Consider the following 20,341-nt stretch of genomic DNA (forward strand, 5'->3'; position numbering starts at 1 on the left):
ATTTCAAACGTCGGCAACGCAGTCAAGTTGCCTTGAAGACCTAAAGGGCTCGTTCTGATGGTTCGCATTGCGATTGATTGCATGGGAGGCGATCATGGCTTGTCGGTTACAGTTCCGGCATGCCTGCGCTTTCTGAAAGAGTTTGACGACGTACATTTGATTCTTGTGGGGCGCCAGCCCGACATTGAAGCTGCCCTTTTGAAAAAGAAGGCGCTTGAACACCCGCGCCTGACCATTCATCACGCCAGTGAAGTGGTGGAAATGGATGATCCGCCCGCCCAAGCGCTGCGCAACAAGAAAGACTCTTCCATTCGCGTGTGTGCCAACCTGGTCAAAGAGGGCCTTGCGTCTGCTTTTGTCAGCGCAGGCAACACCGGGGCATTAATGGCGATTTCCCGATTCGTGCTGAAAACGATGGACAGCATCGACAGACCGGCGATTGCCTCATCCTTACCCAATCAATTGGGTAAGGGCACTTTGATGCTCGACTTGGGTGCCAATGTGGATTGTGAGCCCGAGCATTTGTTTCAGTTCGGCGTGATGGGTTCTGCACTGGTGAAATGCACCGAAGGCATTGACAAGCCCACCGTTGGTCTGTTGAACATCGGTGAGGAAGTCATCAAGGGCAACGAGGTGGTCAAGAAAGCGGGCGAACTGCTTCGAGACAGTGAACTGAACTTCTATGGTAACGTAGAGGGCAATGACATCTACAAAGGCACCACCGATGTCGTGGTGTGCGATGGGTTTGTGGGCAATGTTGCCCTTAAAACCTCCGAGGGCCTGGCACACATGCTGGGCGACATCATTAAAACAGAATTCAAAAAAGGGATCTGGCCCAAGGTTGCGGCAATGTTTGCCGCGCCGGTACTACTCCGATTCAAAAAGAGAGTGGACCCCAGGCGGTACAACGGTGCTGCCCTGCTGGGCTTGAAAGGGATTGTGATTAAAAGCCATGGCTCTGCGGATGCTTATGGGTTCTTCTTTGCCATCAAACGTGCGCACGACGCTGCCAATTCAAATCTGATTGACAGCATCCGCACAACGATGTCTCACTACGTTCGGCCAAAGGCAGAGGAGCGGCGTGGTGATGAGGTGCCCAATGATTCGCTGGAGACCAAAACCAATTAAAGAGATGCATGTCGCTTTATAGCTCTATTGCCAGCACGGGTTCTTGCCTGCCCGAACGTGTGGTATCCAACGTTCAGCTTACCGAATTCCTGGCCAAGCGCGGTGTAGAAACCAGCGCCGAATGGATTGAAACCCGAACGGGAATTCGTCAGCGGTACATTTGCTCTGAAGAAGAGACCAATGCACATCTGGCCTCAAAGGCTGCTATTCAAGCCCTTGAGCGTGCTCGCCTGTTGCCAGGCGAGGTGGATCTGATCGTTCTCGCCACCTCCACGCCCGATCAGGTGTTTCCCTCCACTGCCTGCCTGGTGCAGGGGGCCATTGGTGCCAAAAAGGCGGTCGCCTTTGACATTCAAGCTGTTTGCAGCGGATTTGTTTATGCGCTGACAATCGCCGATTCCATGCTGAAGTCTGGTCAGTTCAAAAACGCCTTGGTGATAGGATCTGAGGTGTTCAGCCGCCTAATGGATTGGCAAGACCGCACCACCTGTGTGCTTTTCGGCGACGGGGCAGGCGCGGTTGTTTTGAAAGCCGACACACAGCCCGGCATTTTGGGCTGCAAGTTGCACGCCGACGGTTCACTTGAGCACATTCTGAATGCCAAGGGGCGAATCGTAAATGGTCAAATTGTGGGCGACCCATTTCTACGCATGGACGGCCAGGCGGTTTTCCGTCAGGCGGTCTCTGTATTGGGTCAAAGTGCACTTGAATTGATGCACGAGGCGGATTTTGACCCATCCAAACTGGATTTTCTTGTGCCGCATCAGGCCAACGTTCGAATTCTTCAGTCTGTGGCCAAACGCCTCAAATTGCCTGAAGATCGCGTTGTGGTCACGGTTGGTGACCACGGTAACACGTCTGCAGCATCAGTTCCGCTTGCGCTTGATGTCGCTGTTAGCCAAGGTCGCATCAAAAAAGGGCATCACGTGCTTTTGCAGGGTGTGGGTGGTGGGTTTACCTGGGGCAGTGTGCTCGTTCGCATGTAAAATGCTGCGCAAACTACAATTATTCGGGATTCCTCAAAAGCATGACTTCAAAAATCGCATTTCTGTTTCCAGGCCAAGGCTCTCAGTCAGTCGGGATGCTCAATTCGTTCGAATCGGATTCAGCCACAGCGAATCTGTATCAGCATCTGGCCGACGTTGCTTCCAAGGCCTTGGGTGACGACATCGTCGGATTGATCAAGAATGGCCCTGCGGAACAGTTGAACCTGACAACCAACACGCAACCGGCCATGCTGCTGGGCGATGTGCTGGTCTTTGAGGCCTGGAAGCAACTCGGCGGCCATGCGCCCGCCATGGTGGCAGGCCATTCACTGGGTGAATACGCGGCACTGGTTGCTGCGGGTGTGCTTTCCATCGAGCAGGCGCTTCCATTGGTGCGTATTCGCGCCCAAGCCATGCAAGACGCCGTTCCTGTGGGTCAGGGCGGCATGGCGGCTGTGCTCGGTCTATCCGATGAGGCGGTCATTCAAGTGTGCGCAAGCGCATCTGAAGGTGCCAGTGTTGTAGAGGCGGTCAATTTCAATGCACCCTCACAAGTGGTGATTGCCGGTAGTGCATCGGCTGTCAAAAAGGCCTGTGAACTTGCAAAACAGGCGGGGGCCAAGCGCGCGCTTGAGTTGCCAGTGTCGGCTCCGTTTCACTCCTCGCTGATGAAGCCCGCTTCCATTCGCTTGAGTAAGGCGCTTTCAGGTTTGAATCTTGGTGCGCCAAATTGCCCCGTGATTAACAACGTAGACGTCAGTATCGAGACCGATCCACTTCAAATTGTCGATGCCTTGGTTCGCCAAGCCTATCGACCTGTGAGATGGGTTGAGACCATTCAGAAAATGACCGCAGAAGGAGCAACCCTGTTCGTTGAATGTGGGCCGGGCAAGGTACTTTCAGGCTTGGTCAAGCGGATTTCTGATGTGCCGGTGGTCAGCATGAGCGACCCCGATTCCGTGCGGGCGGCGCTTCAAGCCGTCTCCGCCTGATTATTCAACTGGAGACAGACACTGTGTACCTGTTTGATTTGACTGGGAAGGTGGCCCTCGTCACCGGGGCAAGCCGTGGTATCGGTCAGGAAACTTTGTTGACCCTGGGGCGTGCCGGTGCCGCTGTGGTTGGCACCGCGACAACGCAGTCAGGTGCAGATCGTATTACTGCTGCCCTTCGAGAAGCTGGATTAACCGGTGTCGGTATGGTTTTAAATGTCAATGACGCTGGGTCTATCGAACCGTTATTTGCTAAAATCGCCGAAGATTTCGGGTCTGTTGCCGTGTTGGTCAACAACGCGGGCATTACGCGTGACCAACTTGCAATGCGCATGAAAGACGAAGAATGGGACGATGTGATTTCCACCAACTTGTCGGCAGTGTTCAAGATGACCAAAGCAGCAATGCGCCCGATGATGAAAGCACGCCATGGGCGTGTCATCAACATCACCTCCGTGGTCGGAGTAACCGGTAACCCGGGTCAGGCCAACTACGCGGCCGCCAAAGCGGGTGTGGCGGGTATGACAAAAGCGCTCGCCCGTGAGCTTGGAAGCCGCAATATCACGGTAAACTGTGTTGCACCCGGATTTATCAAAACAGACATGACTGACGCATTGAGCGAGGCTCAGATCGATCAGTTGAAACAACAAATCCCGCTGGGGCGTTTGGGACAGGTAGAAGACATTGCTGCGGCGGTGTTGTATCTGGCCAGCGACCACGCGGGGTATGTAACTGGAACCACACTCCATGTAAACGGTGGAATGTGGATTGGTTAACAAGAAAAACATTGTAATTGATGATGTTTCGTCATATTACTTTGTTAGCATTTTCGATTTTATTTGAAACCACGGAGGCTCCGTAATGGAAAACATTGAACAGCGCGTCAAGAAGATTGTTGCTGAACAGCTCGGCGTAAAAGAAGAAGAAATCAAGACCGAATCTTCTTTCGTAGATGATCTCGGCGCTGATTCCCTGGACACAGTTGAATTGGTGATGGCTTTGGAAGAGGAATTTGAGACAGAAATTCCCGATGAAGAAGCCGAGAAGATTACAACAGTTCAACAAGCGATTGATTACGTTAAGACTCACTCAAAGTCTTAATACGGATTTGTGAATTGGATGGAGAGGGGCCCCCTAGGCCTTCTCCATCGGTCATGAATTGAACAAGAGGGAGGGCTCGTGAGCCGAAGACGTGTTGTTGTTACTGGATTGGGCATAGTCAGCCCGATTGGAAACTCTGCAGACGAGGTTTGGTCCAGTCTGACCCAGGGTCGCTCCGGCATTCGCACTATCACACGTTTTGACACTGAGGGACTCAGTGTAAAGATCGCTGGTGAAGTCAAGGATTTCAAAGTCGAAGACTACATTCCCCCCAAAGATGCGGGTCGAATGGACACATTCATACATTATGGATTGTCGGCGGCTATTCAGGCATTCAAAGACTCAGGCATTGAAGTGACTGAGCAAAACGCTGAACGCATTGGCGTCAGCATTGGTTCTGGCATTGGCGGCTTGCCGATGATTGAGGACACCCACACGGAATACGTGAACAAGGGGTATCGAAGAATTTCTCCATTTTTTGTGCCTGGAAGCATCATCAACATGATTTCCGGACACATGTCGATTATGTACGGGCTGAAGGGTCCGAACATTGCCATGGTGACAGCGTGTACAACAGGTACACACAGCATCGGCGAAGCCGGCCGCATGATTGAATACGGTGATGCAGACGTCATGATCGCTGGTGGTGCTGAATCCACCGTTTCTCCCTTGGGAATTGGCGGTTTTGCGGCCATGCGTGCCCTGTCAACCCGCAATGATGACCCTGAAGCAGCCAGCCGTCCCTGGGACAAAGACCGCGATGGGTTTGTATTGGGCGAAGGCGCTGGAGTTCTCGTACTCGAAGAATACGAACACGCCAAGGCGCGTGGCGCAAAAATTTACGGTGAGTTGGTCGGCTACGGCATGAGTGCTGACGCCAGCCACATGACCGCTCCTTGTGCAGACGGCGATGGTGCTGCGCGATCCATGTTGGCTGCGCTGCGCAATGCCGGCATGAACGCAGACCAGGTGTCTTACATCAATGCGCATGGTACTTCTACCCCCCTGGGTGACCTGGCCGAAACCATGGCCGTGAAGCGTGCGCTTGGAGATCATGCCCGCAAAACCGTTGTGAACTCCACTAAAAGCATGACTGGACATTTGCTCGGAGCAGCCGGCGGCATTGAGGCCGTGTTTACTGCCTTGGCTGTTCATCATCAGGTTTCACCACCCACCATCAATCTGCTGGAGGCCGGTGAGGGCTGTGACCTGGATTATTGCGCCAATCAGGCTCGTGAAATGCCCATCAAGCTCGCATTGTCAAACTCATTTGGTTTCGGTGGCACCAACGGTACGCTGGCAATCGCCCGTATTTGAGTGTCCCCAATGAGCCATCACCCTGGTGGAAACTTCGCTTGTTTTGAAGTTTCTGCCAGGGTGTTTTCATTTTATGCACTGTTGTTTGGCGAATCGCGTAAGCCACATTACACCCTGTGCTTTGAATCGCCTGAGCATCAGGTTGTGTCTCAGCCTGGGCTTTTATTGCGGACTTCGTTCGACAAATATCCACGTTATTGCTCGGTTGAACGCGCCTGGCACAACGCGTTGGGTGTGTTCTTTTGGTTGCATGACGTTTCACCCCATCCTTTCTGGGTAAAATCGAGCGATCCAAACATGTCATTCCTATTAAACTGGCTCGATCGAATGCATACCCTGTCCGACAGAGGGAGGAAGTTTGTCCTCCGATAAAGACGAAGATCTGATTATTGTTCGTCGTGTGCAGTCTGGTGATCAGGCTGCCTTCAATCTTCTGGTGTCCAAATATCATCGCCGTGTCGCCCGCTTGCTGACCCGAATGGTCAAAAACCAGGAAGACATTGACGACGTGGTGCAGGAAACATTCATCAAGGCCTATCGCGCCATCGGTAACTTCAGGGGCGAGAGCGCTTTTTACACCTGGATTTACAGGATTGCCATCAACACGGCCAAGAATCTCTTGGTGACTCAAAGTCGAAGGCCCTCTGCATTGCGTGAAATTGCAGATGAGGACAATGAAACTTTTGAAGACAATTCTGCTCTTAGTAACATCGATACGCCTGAATCGCTCTATGAGAGCCGTCAGATCGGCGTCGCCGTCAACGACGCCATGACTGCTTTGCCTGAAGAACTCCGATCTGCGATTGTCATGCGTGAAATTGATGGATTGAGTTACGAAGAAATTGCCGCTGCCATGGATTGTCCAATTGGCACGGTGAGATCTCGAATATTCAGGGCTCGCGAGGCCATAGCAGCAAAGATAAAGCCGCTGTTGGGGCCGCGTGGCGACAAACGTTGGTGATGGATATGAATATGAGCAAGAAACTTGAAAATTTGTCAGCTTTGATGGACAGTGAATTGCCAGATGAGGAGCTTGACGCGTTGTTCAAAGATCTCGATGACGGTCTGCTGTCCGCTTGGCACGAGTCCCAGTTGGCGGGCGATGTGCTTCGTTCCTCCGAGCTTGCTGCGCATCACAATCCTGAGTTTTTGGTGCGATTTGCAGAGGTGCTCAAGCAGGAGCCCGTGGTTGTGGCGCCTCAGCTGGACACTGTCGAACGGCGAAAGAAAGCGGGACGGCTCAGGTCATTGGTTCGCGTGGGCGTTGGTCGAAACATGGCAGTTTCAGCGGCGGCAATTGCCCTGTTTTCGTTTGGCTTGTTCCAGACGGTTCCGCCGCTGGATTCCGAGGTGCAGATTGTGCGCACTGCGGATTTGTCCAATGTCAGTGAAGACGACCTGGCGCTTTTGCGTGATTACCTGATGGCCCATCAGCAGAACAGTGCGCCGGGCGGAATTGCAGGGGTTTCTTCGATCGCTGCGGGCACGCTTGACTCCCCTGAGCTTAGCAGCACCGAAAGGGTGGTGGCGTCGTCTGCCAATGCGGGTGAATGGATGAACGTGTGGCGTCCTTCCAGTGAACTTGAGGGGCAGAATGTTCAATTCACCTACGTTTCAAGCCATCGCTGAAGTGCAACCATGAAGCAGTGGATCAGTCGATTCTGGGTGACTGGGCTTTTGGCAGGTTTTTGTTTGTTCGGCTTTACTGCCACAGCCTTTGGGGGCGATTCAGCCTGGTCAATTATTATGGCCACTCATCAGCAAGCCAAGGTGCTTTCTTATTCCGGCGTCATGATCACGCAGTCTGGTGAATACACTCAATCGAGCAAGTTGCTGCATTTCGCCTCGCCCAATGGAGACGAGGATGAGTTGCTTGAGAAACTGGATGGTCAGCCTTCTCGATGGATTCGTCACAACGACGTCATTCAGTGCATACTGCCTCAGCAAAAGCTGATTTTGTCAGAACGTCGTCAGAATTCCACGGCATTCCCACAGGTTTTCAGTGGTCCGGACGACACATACGCGCCTGAGAAAGTATATGAAATCAAACAGTTGCCAGTCCAGCGTGTTGCTGGACGTTCGGCTTTGGTGTTCAGGCTGATCCCCAAGGACGCCTACCGCCACGAATACCGGTTGTACATCGACAAAGTGACCAATTTGCTTCTTCGTTCGGAACTTTATTCGAGTGATGGGCATCTGTTAGAACAGGTTGGCTTCACTGAAATCAGTTTTGATCCAGATCCTGCCAAAAGGCCGTCTCTGTACAGTGCAAAGCCGGGCTGGAAAATGGCTGACACGCAGGTTAGCACTGCCGATGCGCAGGGTTTGCCGTATTCTTTGCCTGACGACATTCAGGGTTTTAAAAAGACAGGTGTTTTTAGTCGCGTCAGGGGCAAGGGGCAAAGCGTGGATCAGACTGTGTATTCAGATGGCCTGTCCACTTTGTCCGTGTTTGTTCAAAGGGCCAAAGCAGGTCAGTCCATGCCCAACGTGCCCATGGCCCATGGGGCGGTGGTCTCCAGATCGCAAACCGTCGGAAATTATCTCGTGACGGCTTTGGGTGAGGTGCCTTTGGTCACGCTGAATCAGGTTTTGAAGTCGGTTCAATGGAAATCACAATAGAAAAGGAAAGTAGCATGAAGACAATTTCCCATCGAAACTGGGTTTATCGCTATCAGCATTTTTTTGCGCTGATCATTCTGTGTGCAATGTTTGCTTTTGCAAACCAGGCTCGTGCGGCAGCCCGTGATTTGCCTGACTTTTCGGATCTGGTGGAAAAGGTAGGGCCCGCGGTTGTGAACATTCGCACCACGCAAAAGCTGTCGCAGGTTGCTCAGCAACAGCAAATGCCCGAAATTCCCGGTCTGGATCCCAATGATCCTTTTTACGATTTCTTCCGCAGGTTCATGCAGCCGCAGCAACCCCAGCCGCAGCAAATGCCACACGGCAACCCCAATCGTGAGGTGCCACGCGGTGTGGGCTCTGGTTTCATCATCGATCCGAACGGTTATGTGTTGACCAACCACCACGTGATCGAAGGGGCTGACAACATTTATGTCACTTTGACCGACAAGCGGGAGTTCAAGGCCAAAGTGATTGGTTCAGACAAGCGAACAGACGTGGCGCTGTTGAAAATTGACGGCAAAGATTTGCCGACCATTAAAATCGGTGATGACAGCAAAGCAAAAGTAGGGCAGTGGGTTGTGGCCATTGGTTCGCCTTTTGGTCTTGACAACACAGTGACTGCCGGCATCATCAGTGCCAAAGCCCGTGACACAGGCGAGTATTTGCCTTTCATCCAGACCGACGTGGCAGTGAACCCTGGCAACTCTGGTGGCCCATTGTTGAACCTGGATGGTGAGGTGATCGGTATCAACTCACAGATTTACAGCCGCACTGGCGGTTTCATGGGCATTTCATTCGCAATTCCAATTGACGAAGTGATGCGCGTGGCCGACCAGCTGAAGAAAACCGGCAAGGTGACGCGTGGTCGAATTGGCGTTGGCATTGGTGATGTCGATGAGGACGTGGCCAAGGCACTTGGGTTGAATGCCAGCGAAGGTGCTTTGGTGGGCTCTGTCAGCAAAGGTGGGCCAGCCGACAAGGCGGGTTTGAAAGCCGGCGACATTATTTTGAAGTTCAATGGCAAAGACATCAAAAAGGCATCTGATTTGCCACGCATTGTGGGCGACACGCAACCCGGCACAAAAGCCACTATTCTGGTGTGGCGCAAGGGTTCTGAAAAGTCATTCACAGTGACTGTGGGTGAGTTTGAGAACGAGAAAGTTGCATCCAAGAAAGAAGAGAAGCCCAAGGCCACGGTGACTGACAAGCTTGGATTGTCGGTTTCTGATCCCACTGCCGACGAAAAGGCACAACTGGGTCTGGAATCCGGTGTGGTGGTTCGGGCCTCCGATGGCTTGGCTGCCTCCGTCGGGATGGTGCCCGGTGATGTTATTCTGCGCGTAGGCCGCACTGACATTACATCGGCCAAGCAATTCAACGAAATCGTCAACAGCATGAAACCCGGCCAATCCATCGCTTTGCTGGTTCGCCGCGGTGACAACTCGACCTTTGTGGTAATAACGCCGTAATTGACTGAGTACCCTCGAAGAGCCCGTTAAATTTCTTTCTTGATTTTTCTGGTTCTTCGAGCGTGCATTCAGTTAAAATGCTGAGTTATCCATGTTTTATGGGGGCCAACAGCCCCCTTTTTTAATGATGCAGATGCAGCACATTCGCAATTTCTCAATTATTGCCCACATTGACCATGGCAAGTCGACGCTTGCCGACCGGTTGATTCATCGTTGCGGAGGCTTGAGCGACCGCGAGATGGATGCGCAGGTACTTGATTCAATGGACATTGAACGTGAACGCGGCATCACCATCAAAGCGCAGACAGCCGCGCTGACCTACAAAGCCAAAGACGGCAACACTTATTTGCTGAATTTGATCGACACACCTGGGCACGTGGACTTTTCATATGAGGTCAGCCGCTCATTGTCGGCTTGTGAAGGGGCGCTGCTGGTTGTGGATGCCTCCCAAGGCGTTGAGGCCCAAACCGTGGCCAACTGCTACACCGCCATTGACCTGGGTGTGGAAGTGCTGCCCGTGTTGAACAAGATGGATTTGCCACAGGCCGACCCAGACAACGCCCGGGCAGAGATTGAAGACGTCATTGGAATTGACGCCAGCGATGCAATTGCCATTTCTGCCAAGACAGGCATGGGAATTGACGATGTGCTGGAACTGGTGGTCAATCGTGTGCCGCCGGCCCGCGGCACGCGTGATGCACCCTTGCAGGCCCTGATCATCGACAGCTGGTTTGACAACTACGTGGGTGTCGTGATGCTGGTGCGTGTGGTCAACGGCGTGCTGAATCGCAAAGACAAAATCAAGTTGATGGCCACAGGCGACACTTACATTGCGGATGACGTTGGGGTGTTTACGCCCAAATCCATCGCGCGTGAGTCCCTTTCAGCCGGCGAAGTGGGCTACATCAATGCGGGTATCAAATTGCTGGAAAGCGCGAAGGTGGGTGACACCGTGACGCTGGCAGGCAACCCCGCGCCAAAACCGCTGCCTGGTTTCAAAGAGGTGCAGTCCCAGGTGTTTGCGGGTCTGTTTCCAGTGGAGTCCAATCAGTATGAGGCGCTTCGCGAGGCCCTGGACAAACTCAAGTTGAACGACGCCGCATTGAACTACGAACCTGAGGTGTCACAGGCTTTGGGCTTTGGTTTCCGCTGTGGCTTTCTGGGCATGCTGCACATGGACATCGTGCAGGAGCGCCTGGAGCGCGAATTTGACATGGACCTGATTACCACCGCACCCACTGTGGTTTATCGGGTGCTGCAGCGCGACGGTACAGTGTTGATGGTGGACAATCCGTCAAAAATGCCGGATCTGAGCAAGATCGATGAAATTCAGGAACCGATCGTTGCGGTTAATTTGTTGATGCCTCAGGAATATGTGGGTTCAGTAATGACCCTTTGCACCGGAAGGCGCGGCACGCAAACCAACATGGTCTACCACGGCAGGCAGGTTCGCCTGAGTTTTGACATGCCGATGGCTGAAATCGTGCTCGATTTTTTTGACAAGCTCAAATCCACCTCACGTGGCTATGCTTCGATGGATTATGCGTTCAAAGAGTACAGGACAGCGGATGTGGTCAAGGTGGATTTGCTGATCAACGGTGAAAAGGTGGATGCATTGTCAATCATGGTCCACAGGGCCAATTCAGTGTATCGCGGCAGGGCTGTGGCCCAGAAAATGCGGGAAGTGATTTCTCGCCAAATGTTTGACGTGGCCATTCAGGCTGCAATTGGTGCGAACATTATTGCGCGTGAGACTGTCAAAGCCCTGCGCAAGAACGTGTTGGCCAAATGCTATGGTGGTGACATTTCCCGTAAGAAGAAGTTGTTGGAAAAGCAAAAAGCCGGCAAAAAGCGCATGAAGCAGGTCGGGAACGTTGAGATTCCCCAAGAAGCATTTTTGGCCATCCTACAAGTGGAAGATAAATAACAATGGATTTTTCAGTCATTCTGTTTTTGTTGGTGCTGGGTACCGGCTTTTTTTGGGTACTTGATTTACTGGTTTTCAAGCCCAAACGCCGCCTTGAGGCTGCCCAGGTGCTGGCCCAGGCTCGGCATTCTGGTCAAACTCTCAGTCCGGAAATCGAAAAGAAGCTCAAAAGCACGGCCATGCGCCAGCCCATGTGGCTTGAATACTCAGCCAGCTTTTTTCCTGTGATTCTGTTTGTGTTTTTGCTGCGCTCGTTCGTGGTGGAGCCATTCAAGATTCCTTCTGGCTCGATGATTCCCACGCTTTTGGTGGGCGATCTTATTTTAGTGAACAAGTTTGCCTACGGTATCCGTTTGCCGATCCTCGATAAAAAGGTCATCAATGTGTCTGATCCAAAGCCGGGCGATGTCATGGTGTTTCGTTACCCCAACGACCCAAGCCTGGATTACATCAAGCGGGTTATTGGTGTTGGCGGTGATGTGGTGGATTATCACGACAAGCGTTTGACGATCAACGGCAAGCCCCTGCCCACTGTCCCTGTGGAAAAATATTACGATCCGGAACGGTTCAGTTACTCATTGCAGTACAAAGAAACCATCAACGGCAAAACCCACATGATTCTCAATGACGAGGAAGCGCCAGCTTACGTCGTGGGAGCCGAAGATTTCGAGTTTCGGAAGAATTGTGAATACGATGTCAAGGGCTTTCGCTGCGTGGTACCGAAGGGCCATTATTTCATGATGGGTGATAATCGCGACAATTCAAGCGACAGTCGCATTTGGGGCTTTGTCTCTGACAAGGAAATTGTTGGAAAAGCGTTCCTCGTCTGGATGAATTTCAACGATTTGAGCCGCATTGGTTTGACCTATTGACGGGGTTTAACGCTTTTGAATTCGTCATCTTTGCAGGCACTTCAATCCGCTTTGGGGCACATGTTCAGCCAGCCTGATTTGCTGAGCATGGCACTGACTCATCGCAGCTTCAGTGCTGCGCACAATGAACGGTTGGAGTTCTTGGGTGACAGCGTCCTCAATTGCTCCGCATCCATTTTGTTGTATCACGATTTCCCCGACATGGACGAGGGTAAGCTTTCACGCATACGGTCCCACCTGGTCAAGCAGGATTGTCTGGCAAGCATTGGTCGGCGAATCAATCTTGAGTCTGTGCTGATATTGGGCACTGGCGAATTGAAAAGCGCCAGCCGAATCAAGGACAGTATAGTGGCAGATGCTGTGGAGGCGTTAATTGGCGCCGTTCTGCTGGACGCAGGCTTTGAAAAGGCGCGTGATTGTGTATTCAAGTTGCTCAGGCCGGTGTTGGCTGAAACTCCGATTGAAAGTCTTGGCAAAGACCCAAAGACCCGTCTTCAGGAACTTTTGCAGTCCCGCAAGAAGGGGCTACCTGTTTATGCTGTGCTGGTCGAAGGAGGCACTTCTGCCAGCCCTGAGTTCAAGGTAGAGTGCGTCATTTCTGATTTTGACATTCGCAAAAGTGGCGTAGGGCACTCGCGTCGAGTCGCAGAGCAGCAGGCCGCTCAGGCCGTGCTGGAAGTTTTGCTGGATCAGGCCTATGCTGATCCCAACCAGTCAACCAGGAGACTTTGAATGTCGCAGTCCAAGTGCGGAGTGGTGGCAGTAATTGGCCGTCCCAATGTGGGTAAATCCACCCTGATGAATGCGCTTGTGGGCGAACATTTGTCGATTACTTCATCGAAACCCCAAACCACACGTCATCGGGTGCTCGGGGTGATGACGGAAGAAGTGTCTGCTTTGCCCACGCAGTTTATTTTTGTAGACACGCCGGGTTTTCAGACCAAACATTCCAGTGCTTTGAACAAAACCATGAATCGTGCGGTGCTGACGGCGCTGGGTGACGTGAATGTCATTTTGTGGGTGATCGAGCAGGACAAGTTGACCGATGCCGATTTGAAGGTACTGGCCTTGTGTCCCAAGGGTGTTCCAGTGATTGCAGTCATTAACAAACTGGATCAATTGGACAATAAAAATCTGGTTTTGCCATTCATTGAAAAAGTCAGTGGGCAGGCCAATTTTGCGGCAATTGTGCCTGTGAGTGCTCAAAGCAAGAAAAATCTGGATGGCCTGAAGCAGGCTGTGGCTGAGCATCTGCCCGAGCAACCTTTCTTTTATGACGAAGACACACTCACAGATCGCCCTGAAAAGTTTCTGGCTGCCGAGCGAATTCGTGAAAAGCTGTTTCGATTGGTTGGCGATGAGTTGCCCTACACCTGCACGGTGGTGATTGACAAATTCACCATCGAGGACGGACGCCGCGTGATTTACGCGTCGATATTGGTGGACAGGCAATCCCACAAGGCCATGATTATTGGCAAGGGCGGTGAGAAACTGAAGCGAATCGCCTCTGAGGCTCGCCAGGACATGGAGTCTCTGTTTCAGGGGCGCGTGCATCTTGAAACATGGGTGAAAGTGCGCAGTGGTTGGGCGGACAACGCTGGTTTGCTGCAAAGCTTGGGATATGACTAGCAGGGCAAATCAGGATCAGGCTTTTGTGTTGCACAGCTTGCCCTACAAAGAGACAAGCCTTGTGGTTGAGCTGTTTTGTCGTGAAGCTGGGCGATTGCCCGTGATGGCCAAGGGCGCAAAGCGCCCAAACTCGGCCTTGAGGCCCGTTTTGGTGAGCTTTCAGCCTTTGTTGGTGCGGTTTTCCGGCAAATCGGAAGTGAAAACCCTGACTCACGCTGAATGGCTTGGGGGCGCGGTGCCGCCAGAGGGCAAATCGCTGTTCGCAGCGTATTACCTGAATGAATTGTTAATGCGTGGTTTACAGCGAGAGGACCCCCACGCCCCTTTGTTTGACACGTATGCCTCGGCTTTGCGTGCATTGGCACAGGGTGATGACATGAATGTCACCGTGCGTGGTTTTGAGTTGGCCTTGCTGCAGCACTTGGGCTACGGGCTCGACTTTGAGCGTGACTGTACGGGCCAGCTTTTGCGGGCAGAGATGCAGTATGTCTGGATCGATCAAGCAGGTTGGCAGACCCGCACTGAGCGATCAGACTATGGTGTGCCGGGTGAATTGATTCTGGAATTGGGTGCGCAGGGGCAAATGACCCGCTCCATGGCGGCCAGTTTTCGTCCGGTGACTCGTCAGCTTCTGCTGAGTCACGTGGCACCCAATGGATTGTTGTCGAGAGTCTGGATGGAGCAGTTGTTAAAAGCATGATTGAACTCGGTGTAAATATTGATCACATTGCAACCATTCGCCAGGCGCGAAGGGGGCATGAACCCGACCCATTGAAGGCTGCATTGCTGGCTGAAGAGTACGGGGCCGACGCGATTACCCTTCATGTGCGCGAGGACAGGCGTCACATGCAGGACGACGATGTGCGACGTATTCGGCCCGCCATTTCAACCCGCTTGAATTTCGAGTGCGCGGTGGTGGAGGGGATGCTGCGTTTGGTGGAGGAAATCCAGCCTCAAGATGTTTGCTTTGTGCCCGAACGCAGGGAAGAAGTGACCACAGAAGGCGGTCTGGATGTGATTGGCGGTTTTCATCTGATTGCGCCTGCGGTGGCCCGTTTGCAAGACCAGGGCATGCGTGTGTCGTTGTTCATTGACCCAGAACCCGATCAAATTGAGGCAGCCTTGCGTTGTGGAGCCAAGGCGGTTGAACTGCACACCGGTGCCTATGCTCATGCTGTGGGGGCCCGGCTGGACCATGAGTTGGCCAGGGTTAGAAAAGCCGCAGATTTCGGCTTCTCGGAAGGCCTGCGGGTCAATGCGGGTCACGGTTTGAATTATGAGAATGTGTCGGCCATCGCGGCCATTGAATCCATCACTGAATTAAACATTGGCCACAGCATCGTTGCCAATTCCGTGTTTTTGGGGTGGGAAGGCGCCATTCGCACCATGAAAGAAAAAATGGTGACTTCCCGTCTTCAGGCCTTGCGGCCTCGTTAATAGGCCCTCGCATGTTGCGCGGTGTGGGTTGTGATCTGGTGTCGGTTCCTCGAATCGCCAAGGCGCTGGAGCAGGGCGGTGCCCGGTTTCTTGCGCGTATTTTGACCCCACTTGAATGCGCCGAGTACGAACGTCGAAGTGCACAGTCGCAAAAACGCGGCCTGTCTTTTTTGGCCTCACGATTTGCCGTCAAAGAGGCCTTTTCCAAAGCGCTTGGCACTGGTGTTGGTGGCGATTTTTCATTTCAGGACCTCAGCGTCCTCAACGATGAGAAAGGGGCCCCCCGCCTGGTGTATTCTGATCGCTTAAACCAGTGGGTGCAGCAGCATTCAGCAGTGGTGAAGATTTCCTTGTCTGATGAAGAGGACATGGCCATGGGCATGGTGGTGATTGACACTGCCATCAACAACTAATTTCCGATCTAAAAAAACAATGCACAATTTAGGACCCTACATCATCGGTTTGACTGGGCTGACCCTTTCTTCCGATGACATTCGCCGCATTCAAAGCCCAGCCGTGGGTGGCTTGATTCTTTTTTCCCGCAATTTTGAGAGCAAAGACCAGTTGATTGACCTGGTGAAGTCCATTCGAGCCCATGGCGGACAGGGGAAACCGATTTTCGTAGACCATGAAGGTGGCAGGGTACAGCGCTTCAGGAGCGGTTTCACGCACATTCCTGCCATGCGAAAGCTGGGTGAGGTGGCACAGCATGATCTGGACATGGCCTTAAGACTGGCCAGACAGGCCGGATTTGTGTTGGCGGCAGAGCTTCGTGCCTGTGACATTGACATGAGCTTTACACCCGTACTGGATCTGGATTGGGGCAACAGCGAGATTATTGGTGATCGGTCTTTGGGCAAAGACCCCGTGTTGGTGGCGAGATTGTCCGCTGCGCTGATGAATGGACTTTTGTTGGCGGGCATGCAGGGTTGCGGAAAGCACTTTCCAGGACACGGTTGGGTGAGGCTGGACAGCCACCTGGCATTGCCGACTGACACGCGGCCACTGAGCGAGATCATGGCCAGTGACGTGCTGCCTTATGTACAGAATGGCTCGTTGAACATGGCCAGCGTGATGCCTGCCCATGTGGTCTACAGTGAGGTCGATCCAAAACCCGCCTGTTTCTCAACCTTCTGGTTACAGACCGTGTTGCGCGGCCAGTTGGGCTACGACGGCGCAATCATCAGTGACGATCTGGAAATGGCAGGCGCCCACGGTGAGGGTGACATTCGCGAACGTGCTGCAAGCGCCTTGGCGGCCGGTTGTGACGCCGTGTTGTGCTGCAATCGCTTCGATGACATTGAAGCGCTGGTCAGCCAGCCTGTCGAACAGGTCGGTCAGAATGCAGACCAGAGAAGCCGCCGTTTAAAGCGATTGTTGGCCAGTGGACCCACCACAGAATGGGCACAACTGCAGAGCAGCTTGGACTATCTCGACGCAGTGAAAGCGATTACAAGTCTTTGACACAAAAAAGCCGCTTCAGTAAGCGGCTTTTTTATTCTTGGGGTCAAAACAGGTTTACTTGATTTTGGCCTTGGTCAGCAGGTCTTGCTGATACTGGTTCCATTTGTCGTTCAGCATTTTCTGTTCGAGCTGAGGGCGAATGTCAGCCAGCGCAGGTGGGGTGGCTTTGCGAACATCCGTCAGCATGATCACATGGTATCCAAACTGGCTCTTGACGGGCTCTTTGGTGTATTCGCCTTTTTTCAGGGCGACCATGGCTTTTGAAAATTCGGGTACAAAGCTGTTGGCATTGGCCCAATCGAGGTCACCACCATTTTTGGCTGAGCCAGGGTCTTTTGAGTTTTTCTTGGCCAGATCAGCGAAGTTGGCGCCTTTGTCCAACTGGGCGATGATGTCTTTGGCTTCTTTTTCAGACTGAACCAGGATATGGCTTGCGCGGTATTCTTCACCACCCATCATTTTTGCAATTTTGTCGTATGTGCTTTGCACTTCAGCATCTGAAAGCTTTGTGGTTTTCATGAAATTTTCATGCAGTGCATTGGCCAGAATGGCTTGATTCATCATCTGGGTCTGCAGTTTGACGTCTTTGTCATTGGCCAGACCTTTTTTAATGGCTTCTTGCTTGAGCACTTCCTGATTGATCAGTTCTTGGCGAATTTGGGCGCGAACTTCGTCTGAGGGTGCCTGACCGCGTTTGGCCTGCTCTTTCACGATGAAGTCAACGAGGTCGCTTGACAATGGTTGGCCGTTCACGAGGGCTGCGTTTTGGGCAAATGCAGTGGCGGACAGCAAGAGAGCCATCAAGGCTGTAGAAAGCTTTAAAGTGGATTTCAACATTACAAATAACCTTGTATCAATGGAGTGGGTTGTTGGTGGTCTGGATGGGATTTTACTCAGGCTGCACGACGTGAATCGCCAAGGCGTGGATCTCTTGTTTCATCCAATCTGACACAGCATCATACACCAGCCTGTGTCGCGCGACTGTGTTAAGGCCGGCGAATTGTGGGCTGGAAATGTAAATCCTGAAGTGCCTACCGCCAGACTTGGCGCCTTCGTGACCTGCGTGAAGGTGCGATTCATCTTCGACACGCACCTGGGCTTCCAGAGCGTTCTCAAGGCGTTCTTTGAGCTGGTTTGGGGTAATACTGTTCATGAGTGGGATGCTTCGTTTTCGGGTTTCATGTGTTTGGAAATGTAGACGCCCTGGCCAATCACAAAGAGCAAAGTGGCGCCCAACGATCCGAACAATTTAAAGTCGACCCAGACCTCAGTGGAAACCGAATAAGCCACTGCAATGTTGGCCACTGCCATGAGCACAAAAAACAGAATCCAGGCGTAGAGCAGGCGAGTCCAGGCATTTCTGGGCAAATCGACCTGTTCCTTCATCATCAGCTCAATGGGGTTTCGTTTCATGAGGTTGGCCACCAGAAATCCGATGGCCATGGCCAGGTACAACACGGTGGGTTTCCACTTGATGAACATTTCATCGTGCAAAATCAGCGTGGCGCCGCCGAAGACCACGATCAGCACAAGCCCGATCCATTGCATTTTCTCGACTTTTCGTCCGGTGGCCTTTTGCCACACAATCTGCAGGGCGGTCGCCAGTATGGCCACCGAGGTGGCGGCCAGGATGGGCAGCTGCGTACCCTGAATTTCCGCGTTCGTAAGATGCCCCAGCAACGGCGAGAGCAATTGCTCTGTGGCGTGCGGATTTGCACCAGCCCACTTGAAGCTGACGAAAAACAGCACAATCGGTAAAAAATCCAGCAATAGCTTCATGAGGCCTGTTTAAAAAGGAGTTGGGTCATCGTCAAACGCATCATATCAAAGCTGTTACAGGCAAGCACACAGTGGCTGTCAAGAGGAACAACTCAGTACAAGAGACCGAGCCCATTCGGGCGTTTCACCGTAAAAGTCTGCACTGGCCGCTTTGGTATTGAAGGGATCAATCAGGGCTTGGTAAAGGTCTTCAATGCCCGAAAAGTCACCTGTCTTGGATTGTTCAATGCAATTTTGTAGCAAATGATTACGCAGCACAAATGCTGGATTGATGGCGTCCAACCCGTCTGTATTGGGTTGAAGAGCCAACCAGTGCCCAAGCCATTGGCGACCTGCGTCTACCTGCTCGCTTTGCCCAAGCTTGAGTGCGAAGAAAGAGGACTGCTGCCATTGGGCCCAACATTGTTCGAGGCCCAGTTCAGGAGTGATGACAGACAGTGACCGGAAGAACCGTGTGAAATCAATTTGTTGCTCATGCATGAACTTCAGTGTGTCTTCTTCAAATCCGTTGGCCTGCGCCGGGTTCAGACCCAGCTTTGCACAGAACAGGTCTCGATGGGCCTGTTGAAAATGATCCACGTAGCCGTCCAGTAGCGATTGCAGATCTTCTTTGCCATGCGGAAGTAGGGGACTCAATGCCTGAGCCAGTGCGTACAGGTTCCAGTGCCCGATTTGGGGTTGGTTGCGGTAGCTGTAGCGCCCTTGGTGATCGGAATGGTTGCAGATGTGGTCAATGTCAAAGTGGTCTATGAAGCCGTAGGGTCCATAGTCGATGGTCAAACCGAGCAATGACATATTGTCTGTGTTCATCACACCATGGCAAAAACCGACCGATTGCCACTGCGCCATGAGCTTGGCAGTCCGCTGGATGACCCAAGCGAGCCAGTCAAACAGGGTTTTTTCGAAGTGATCTTCTGCATGGGCTGAGGCAAGCTCGGGATGCTGGTTTTGAATGTGCCACAGCAACAGGGTTTTGAGTGCATCCAGCTGGTTGCTGTAGGTGAAGTATTCAATGTGCCCAAAGCGCAAGAAACTGGGGCTGACCCGACACACCACGGCCGCTGTTTCCGTGGTTTCACGGAACACCGGGTCGGCGGTTGCCGTCAGGCTAAGTGCGCGCGTAGTGGGTATGCCAAGGTGGTGCATGGCCTCAGAGGCCAGGTATTCACGGATGGAAGACCGGAGCACTGCTCGGCCATCGCCCTGCCTGGAAAATGGAGTGGGCCCGGCACCTTTTAGCTGTAATTGCTGATAGCCCGATGGTGTGTCCATTTCGGCAATCAACAAGGCGCGCCCGTCACCCAGTTGCGGCACGAAAACGCCAAACTGATGGCCGCAATAAATGCTGGCCACACTGGGGTAACCCGGCCAAGGCTGGTTACCCGTCAGTTGATCGATGGCTGCTTTGCTCCGCAAGCTGTCGGGCTGAAGGCCGAGTGCGTTGCTTAAGGATTCGTTCAGGTGAAGCAAGTGAGGCGTTTCGCGCAGCGGTGTGGCTGGAACGTTGTACACAAAAGGCTTGCCAAGCTTGGCGTAGCGGTGGGTTAAAACGGGGCTTTTTACATCAAACACGTGCGGACCTGAAGTATAGTTTGGATTATTGTTTGCAAAAGCA

Annotated in this window: 22 protein-coding genes; 18 read left to right on the forward strand and 4 right to left on the reverse strand. The window is 52.6% G+C overall.

The window, feature by feature from the left end; all coding sequences use genetic code 11:
• Positions 1 to 54: 54 nt before the first annotated feature.
• The 18 genes from plsX (at position 55) to nagZ (ending at position 16,947) form a co-directional block, all read left to right on the forward strand.
• Positions 55 to 1,128 (forward strand): phosphate acyltransferase PlsX, encoded by a 1,074-nt coding sequence (gene plsX / locus QQJ87_RS05045; RefSeq protein ID WP_284280396.1) that lies wholly within the window; start codon positions 55 to 57, stop codon positions 1,126 to 1,128.
• An 8-nt stretch (positions 1,129 to 1,136) separates the two neighbouring features.
• Positions 1,137 to 2,114 carry a beta-ketoacyl-ACP synthase III gene (locus tag QQJ87_RS05050; protein WP_284280338.1) on the forward strand — a complete coding sequence of 326 codons (978 nt, stop codon included), beginning with the start codon at positions 1,137 to 1,139 and terminating at the stop codon, positions 2,112 to 2,114.
• 41 nt (positions 2,115 to 2,155) lie between these two features.
• Positions 2,156 to 3,106 (forward strand): ACP S-malonyltransferase, encoded by a 951-nt coding sequence (fabD, locus tag QQJ87_RS05055; RefSeq protein ID WP_284280339.1) that lies wholly within the window; start codon positions 2,156 to 2,158, stop codon positions 3,104 to 3,106.
• A 29-nt stretch (positions 3,107 to 3,135) separates the two neighbouring features.
• Entirely contained in the window at positions 3,136 to 3,882 is a 747-nt protein-coding gene (gene fabG, locus QQJ87_RS05060) for a 3-oxoacyl-ACP reductase FabG (RefSeq protein WP_284280397.1), read from the forward strand.
• An 85-nt stretch (positions 3,883 to 3,967) separates the two neighbouring features.
• Entirely contained in the window at positions 3,968 to 4,207 is a 240-nt protein-coding gene (gene acpP / locus QQJ87_RS05065) for an acyl carrier protein (RefSeq protein ID WP_284280340.1), read from the forward strand.
• Positions 4,208 to 4,285: 78 nt separating this feature from the next.
• Positions 4,286 to 5,524, forward strand: coding sequence for a beta-ketoacyl-ACP synthase II (gene fabF / locus QQJ87_RS05070; RefSeq protein ID WP_284280341.1), 1,239 nt, complete (start codon positions 4,286 to 4,288; stop codon positions 5,522 to 5,524).
• A gap of 358 nt (positions 5,525 to 5,882) precedes the next feature.
• Positions 5,883 to 6,485 (forward strand): RNA polymerase sigma factor RpoE, encoded by a 603-nt coding sequence (gene rpoE, locus QQJ87_RS05075; RefSeq protein WP_284280342.1) that lies wholly within the window; start codon positions 5,883 to 5,885, stop codon positions 6,483 to 6,485.
• An 11-nt stretch (positions 6,486 to 6,496) separates the two neighbouring features.
• The gene (locus QQJ87_RS05080) at positions 6,497 to 7,153 is read left to right on the forward strand and encodes a sigma-E factor negative regulatory protein (protein ID WP_284280343.1); all 657 of its coding nucleotides are present in this window, start codon (positions 6,497 to 6,499) and stop codon (positions 7,151 to 7,153) included.
• Between the two features lie 9 nt (positions 7,154 to 7,162).
• Positions 7,163 to 8,146, forward strand: coding sequence for a MucB/RseB C-terminal domain-containing protein (locus QQJ87_RS05085; protein WP_284280344.1), 984 nt, complete (start codon positions 7,163 to 7,165; stop codon positions 8,144 to 8,146).
• A 14-nt stretch (positions 8,147 to 8,160) separates the two neighbouring features.
• Positions 8,161 to 9,618 carry a DegQ family serine endoprotease gene (locus tag QQJ87_RS05090; protein WP_431310076.1) on the forward strand — a complete coding sequence of 486 codons (1,458 nt, stop codon included), beginning with the start codon at positions 8,161 to 8,163 and terminating at the stop codon, positions 9,616 to 9,618.
• 133 nt (positions 9,619 to 9,751) lie between these two features.
• A complete protein-coding gene (gene lepA / locus QQJ87_RS05095; RefSeq protein ID WP_284280399.1) occupies positions 9,752 to 11,545 on the forward strand; it encodes a translation elongation factor 4 in 1,794 nt (597 codons plus the stop codon).
• A 2-nt stretch (positions 11,546 to 11,547) separates the two neighbouring features.
• Positions 11,548 to 12,417 (forward strand): signal peptidase I, encoded by an 870-nt coding sequence (gene lepB / locus QQJ87_RS05100; protein ID WP_284280345.1) that lies wholly within the window; start codon positions 11,548 to 11,550, stop codon positions 12,415 to 12,417.
• A 15-nt stretch (positions 12,418 to 12,432) separates the two neighbouring features.
• Positions 12,433 to 13,149, forward strand: coding sequence for a ribonuclease III (gene rnc, locus QQJ87_RS05105; RefSeq protein WP_284280346.1), 717 nt, complete (start codon positions 12,433 to 12,435; stop codon positions 13,147 to 13,149).
• Positions 13,150 to 14,046: a GTPase Era gene (era, locus tag QQJ87_RS05110; protein ID WP_284280347.1), complete on the forward strand. Its 897-nt coding sequence runs from the start codon at positions 13,150 to 13,152 to the stop codon at positions 14,044 to 14,046.
• Positions 14,039 to 14,746, forward strand: coding sequence for a DNA repair protein RecO (recO, locus tag QQJ87_RS05115; RefSeq protein ID WP_284280348.1), 708 nt, complete (start codon positions 14,039 to 14,041; stop codon positions 14,744 to 14,746). Before era ends, recO begins: the two co-directional genes overlap by 8 nt.
• On the forward strand, positions 14,743 to 15,483 hold the full coding sequence (locus QQJ87_RS05120) for a pyridoxine 5'-phosphate synthase (RefSeq protein ID WP_284280349.1): 741 nt from the start codon (positions 14,743 to 14,745) through the stop codon (positions 15,481 to 15,483). The genes recO and QQJ87_RS05120 overlap by 4 nt, the downstream gene beginning before the upstream one ends.
• A gap of 11 nt (positions 15,484 to 15,494) precedes the next feature.
• Positions 15,495 to 15,896: a holo-ACP synthase gene (acpS, locus tag QQJ87_RS05125; protein ID WP_284280350.1), complete on the forward strand. Its 402-nt coding sequence runs from the start codon at positions 15,495 to 15,497 to the stop codon at positions 15,894 to 15,896.
• A gap of 19 nt (positions 15,897 to 15,915) precedes the next feature.
• The gene (nagZ, locus tag QQJ87_RS05130; RefSeq protein ID WP_284280351.1) at positions 15,916 to 16,947 is read left to right on the forward strand and encodes a beta-N-acetylhexosaminidase; all 1,032 of its coding nucleotides are present in this window, start codon (positions 15,916 to 15,918) and stop codon (positions 16,945 to 16,947) included.
• Between the two features lie 54 nt (positions 16,948 to 17,001).
• Here nagZ and QQJ87_RS05135 read toward each other — a convergent pair whose 3' ends face one another.
• From QQJ87_RS05135 to QQJ87_RS05150, 4 genes are all read right to left on the reverse strand, one after another.
• Positions 17,002 to 17,784 (reverse strand): peptidylprolyl isomerase, encoded by a 783-nt coding sequence (locus QQJ87_RS05135; protein ID WP_284280353.1) that lies wholly within the window; start codon positions 17,782 to 17,784, stop codon positions 17,002 to 17,004.
• Between the two features lie 52 nt (positions 17,785 to 17,836).
• Positions 17,837 to 18,100 (reverse strand): BolA family protein, encoded by a 264-nt coding sequence (locus QQJ87_RS05140; protein ID WP_284280354.1) that lies wholly within the window; start codon positions 18,098 to 18,100, stop codon positions 17,837 to 17,839.
• Positions 18,097 to 18,726 carry a septation protein A gene (locus QQJ87_RS05145; RefSeq protein WP_284280355.1) on the reverse strand — a complete coding sequence of 210 codons (630 nt, stop codon included), beginning with the start codon at positions 18,724 to 18,726 and terminating at the stop codon, positions 18,097 to 18,099. The genes QQJ87_RS05140 and QQJ87_RS05145 overlap by 4 nt, the downstream gene beginning before the upstream one ends.
• A 78-nt stretch (positions 18,727 to 18,804) precedes the next feature.
• Positions 18,805 to 20,298 (reverse strand): protein adenylyltransferase SelO, encoded by a 1,494-nt coding sequence (locus tag QQJ87_RS05150; protein ID WP_284280356.1) that lies wholly within the window; start codon positions 20,296 to 20,298, stop codon positions 18,805 to 18,807.
• Positions 20,299 to 20,341: the final 43 nt, after the last annotated feature.

Source organism: Limnobacter litoralis, assembly GCF_030160455.1.
GTDB classification, from domain to species: Bacteria; Pseudomonadota; Gammaproteobacteria; order Burkholderiales; family Burkholderiaceae_B; genus Limnobacter; species Limnobacter litoralis.

Coding starts and splice junctions, on each gene's coding strand:
- QQJ87_RS05050 (WP_284280338.1), top strand. CDS start 1,137: ATGTCGCTTTATAGCTCTATTGCCAGCACGGGTTCTTGCCTGCCCGAA.
- fabD (WP_284280339.1), top strand. CDS start 2,156: ATGACTTCAAAAATCGCATTTCTGTTTCCAGGCCAAGGCTCTCAGTCA.
- acpP (WP_284280340.1), top strand. CDS start 3,968: ATGGAAAACATTGAACAGCGCGTCAAGAAGATTGTTGCTGAACAGCTC.
- QQJ87_RS05080 (WP_284280343.1), top strand. CDS start 6,497: ATGAGCAAGAAACTTGAAAATTTGTCAGCTTTGATGGACAGTGAATTG.
- QQJ87_RS05085 (WP_284280344.1), top strand. CDS start 7,163: ATGAAGCAGTGGATCAGTCGATTCTGGGTGACTGGGCTTTTGGCAGGT.
- QQJ87_RS05090 (WP_431310076.1), top strand. CDS start 8,161: ATGAAGACAATTTCCCATCGAAACTGGGTTTATCGCTATCAGCATTTT.
- lepA (WP_284280399.1), top strand. CDS start 9,752: ATGCAGCACATTCGCAATTTCTCAATTATTGCCCACATTGACCATGGC.
- lepB (WP_284280345.1), top strand. CDS start 11,548: ATGGATTTTTCAGTCATTCTGTTTTTGTTGGTGCTGGGTACCGGCTTT.
- era (WP_284280347.1), top strand. CDS start 13,150: ATGTCGCAGTCCAAGTGCGGAGTGGTGGCAGTAATTGGCCGTCCCAAT.
- recO (WP_284280348.1), top strand. CDS start 14,039: ATGACTAGCAGGGCAAATCAGGATCAGGCTTTTGTGTTGCACAGCTTG.
- QQJ87_RS05120 (WP_284280349.1), top strand. CDS start 14,743: ATGATTGAACTCGGTGTAAATATTGATCACATTGCAACCATTCGCCAG.
- acpS (WP_284280350.1), top strand. CDS start 15,495: ATGTTGCGCGGTGTGGGTTGTGATCTGGTGTCGGTTCCTCGAATCGCC.
- nagZ (WP_284280351.1), top strand. CDS start 15,916: ATGCACAATTTAGGACCCTACATCATCGGTTTGACTGGGCTGACCCTT.
- QQJ87_RS05135 (WP_284280353.1), bottom strand. CDS start 17,784: ATGTTGAAATCCACTTTAAAGCTTTCTACAGCCTTGATGGCTCTCTTG.
- QQJ87_RS05140 (WP_284280354.1), bottom strand. CDS start 18,100: ATGAACAGTATTACCCCAAACCAGCTCAAAGAACGCCTTGAGAACGCT.
- QQJ87_RS05145 (WP_284280355.1), bottom strand. CDS start 18,726: ATGAAGCTATTGCTGGATTTTTTACCGATTGTGCTGTTTTTCGTCAGC.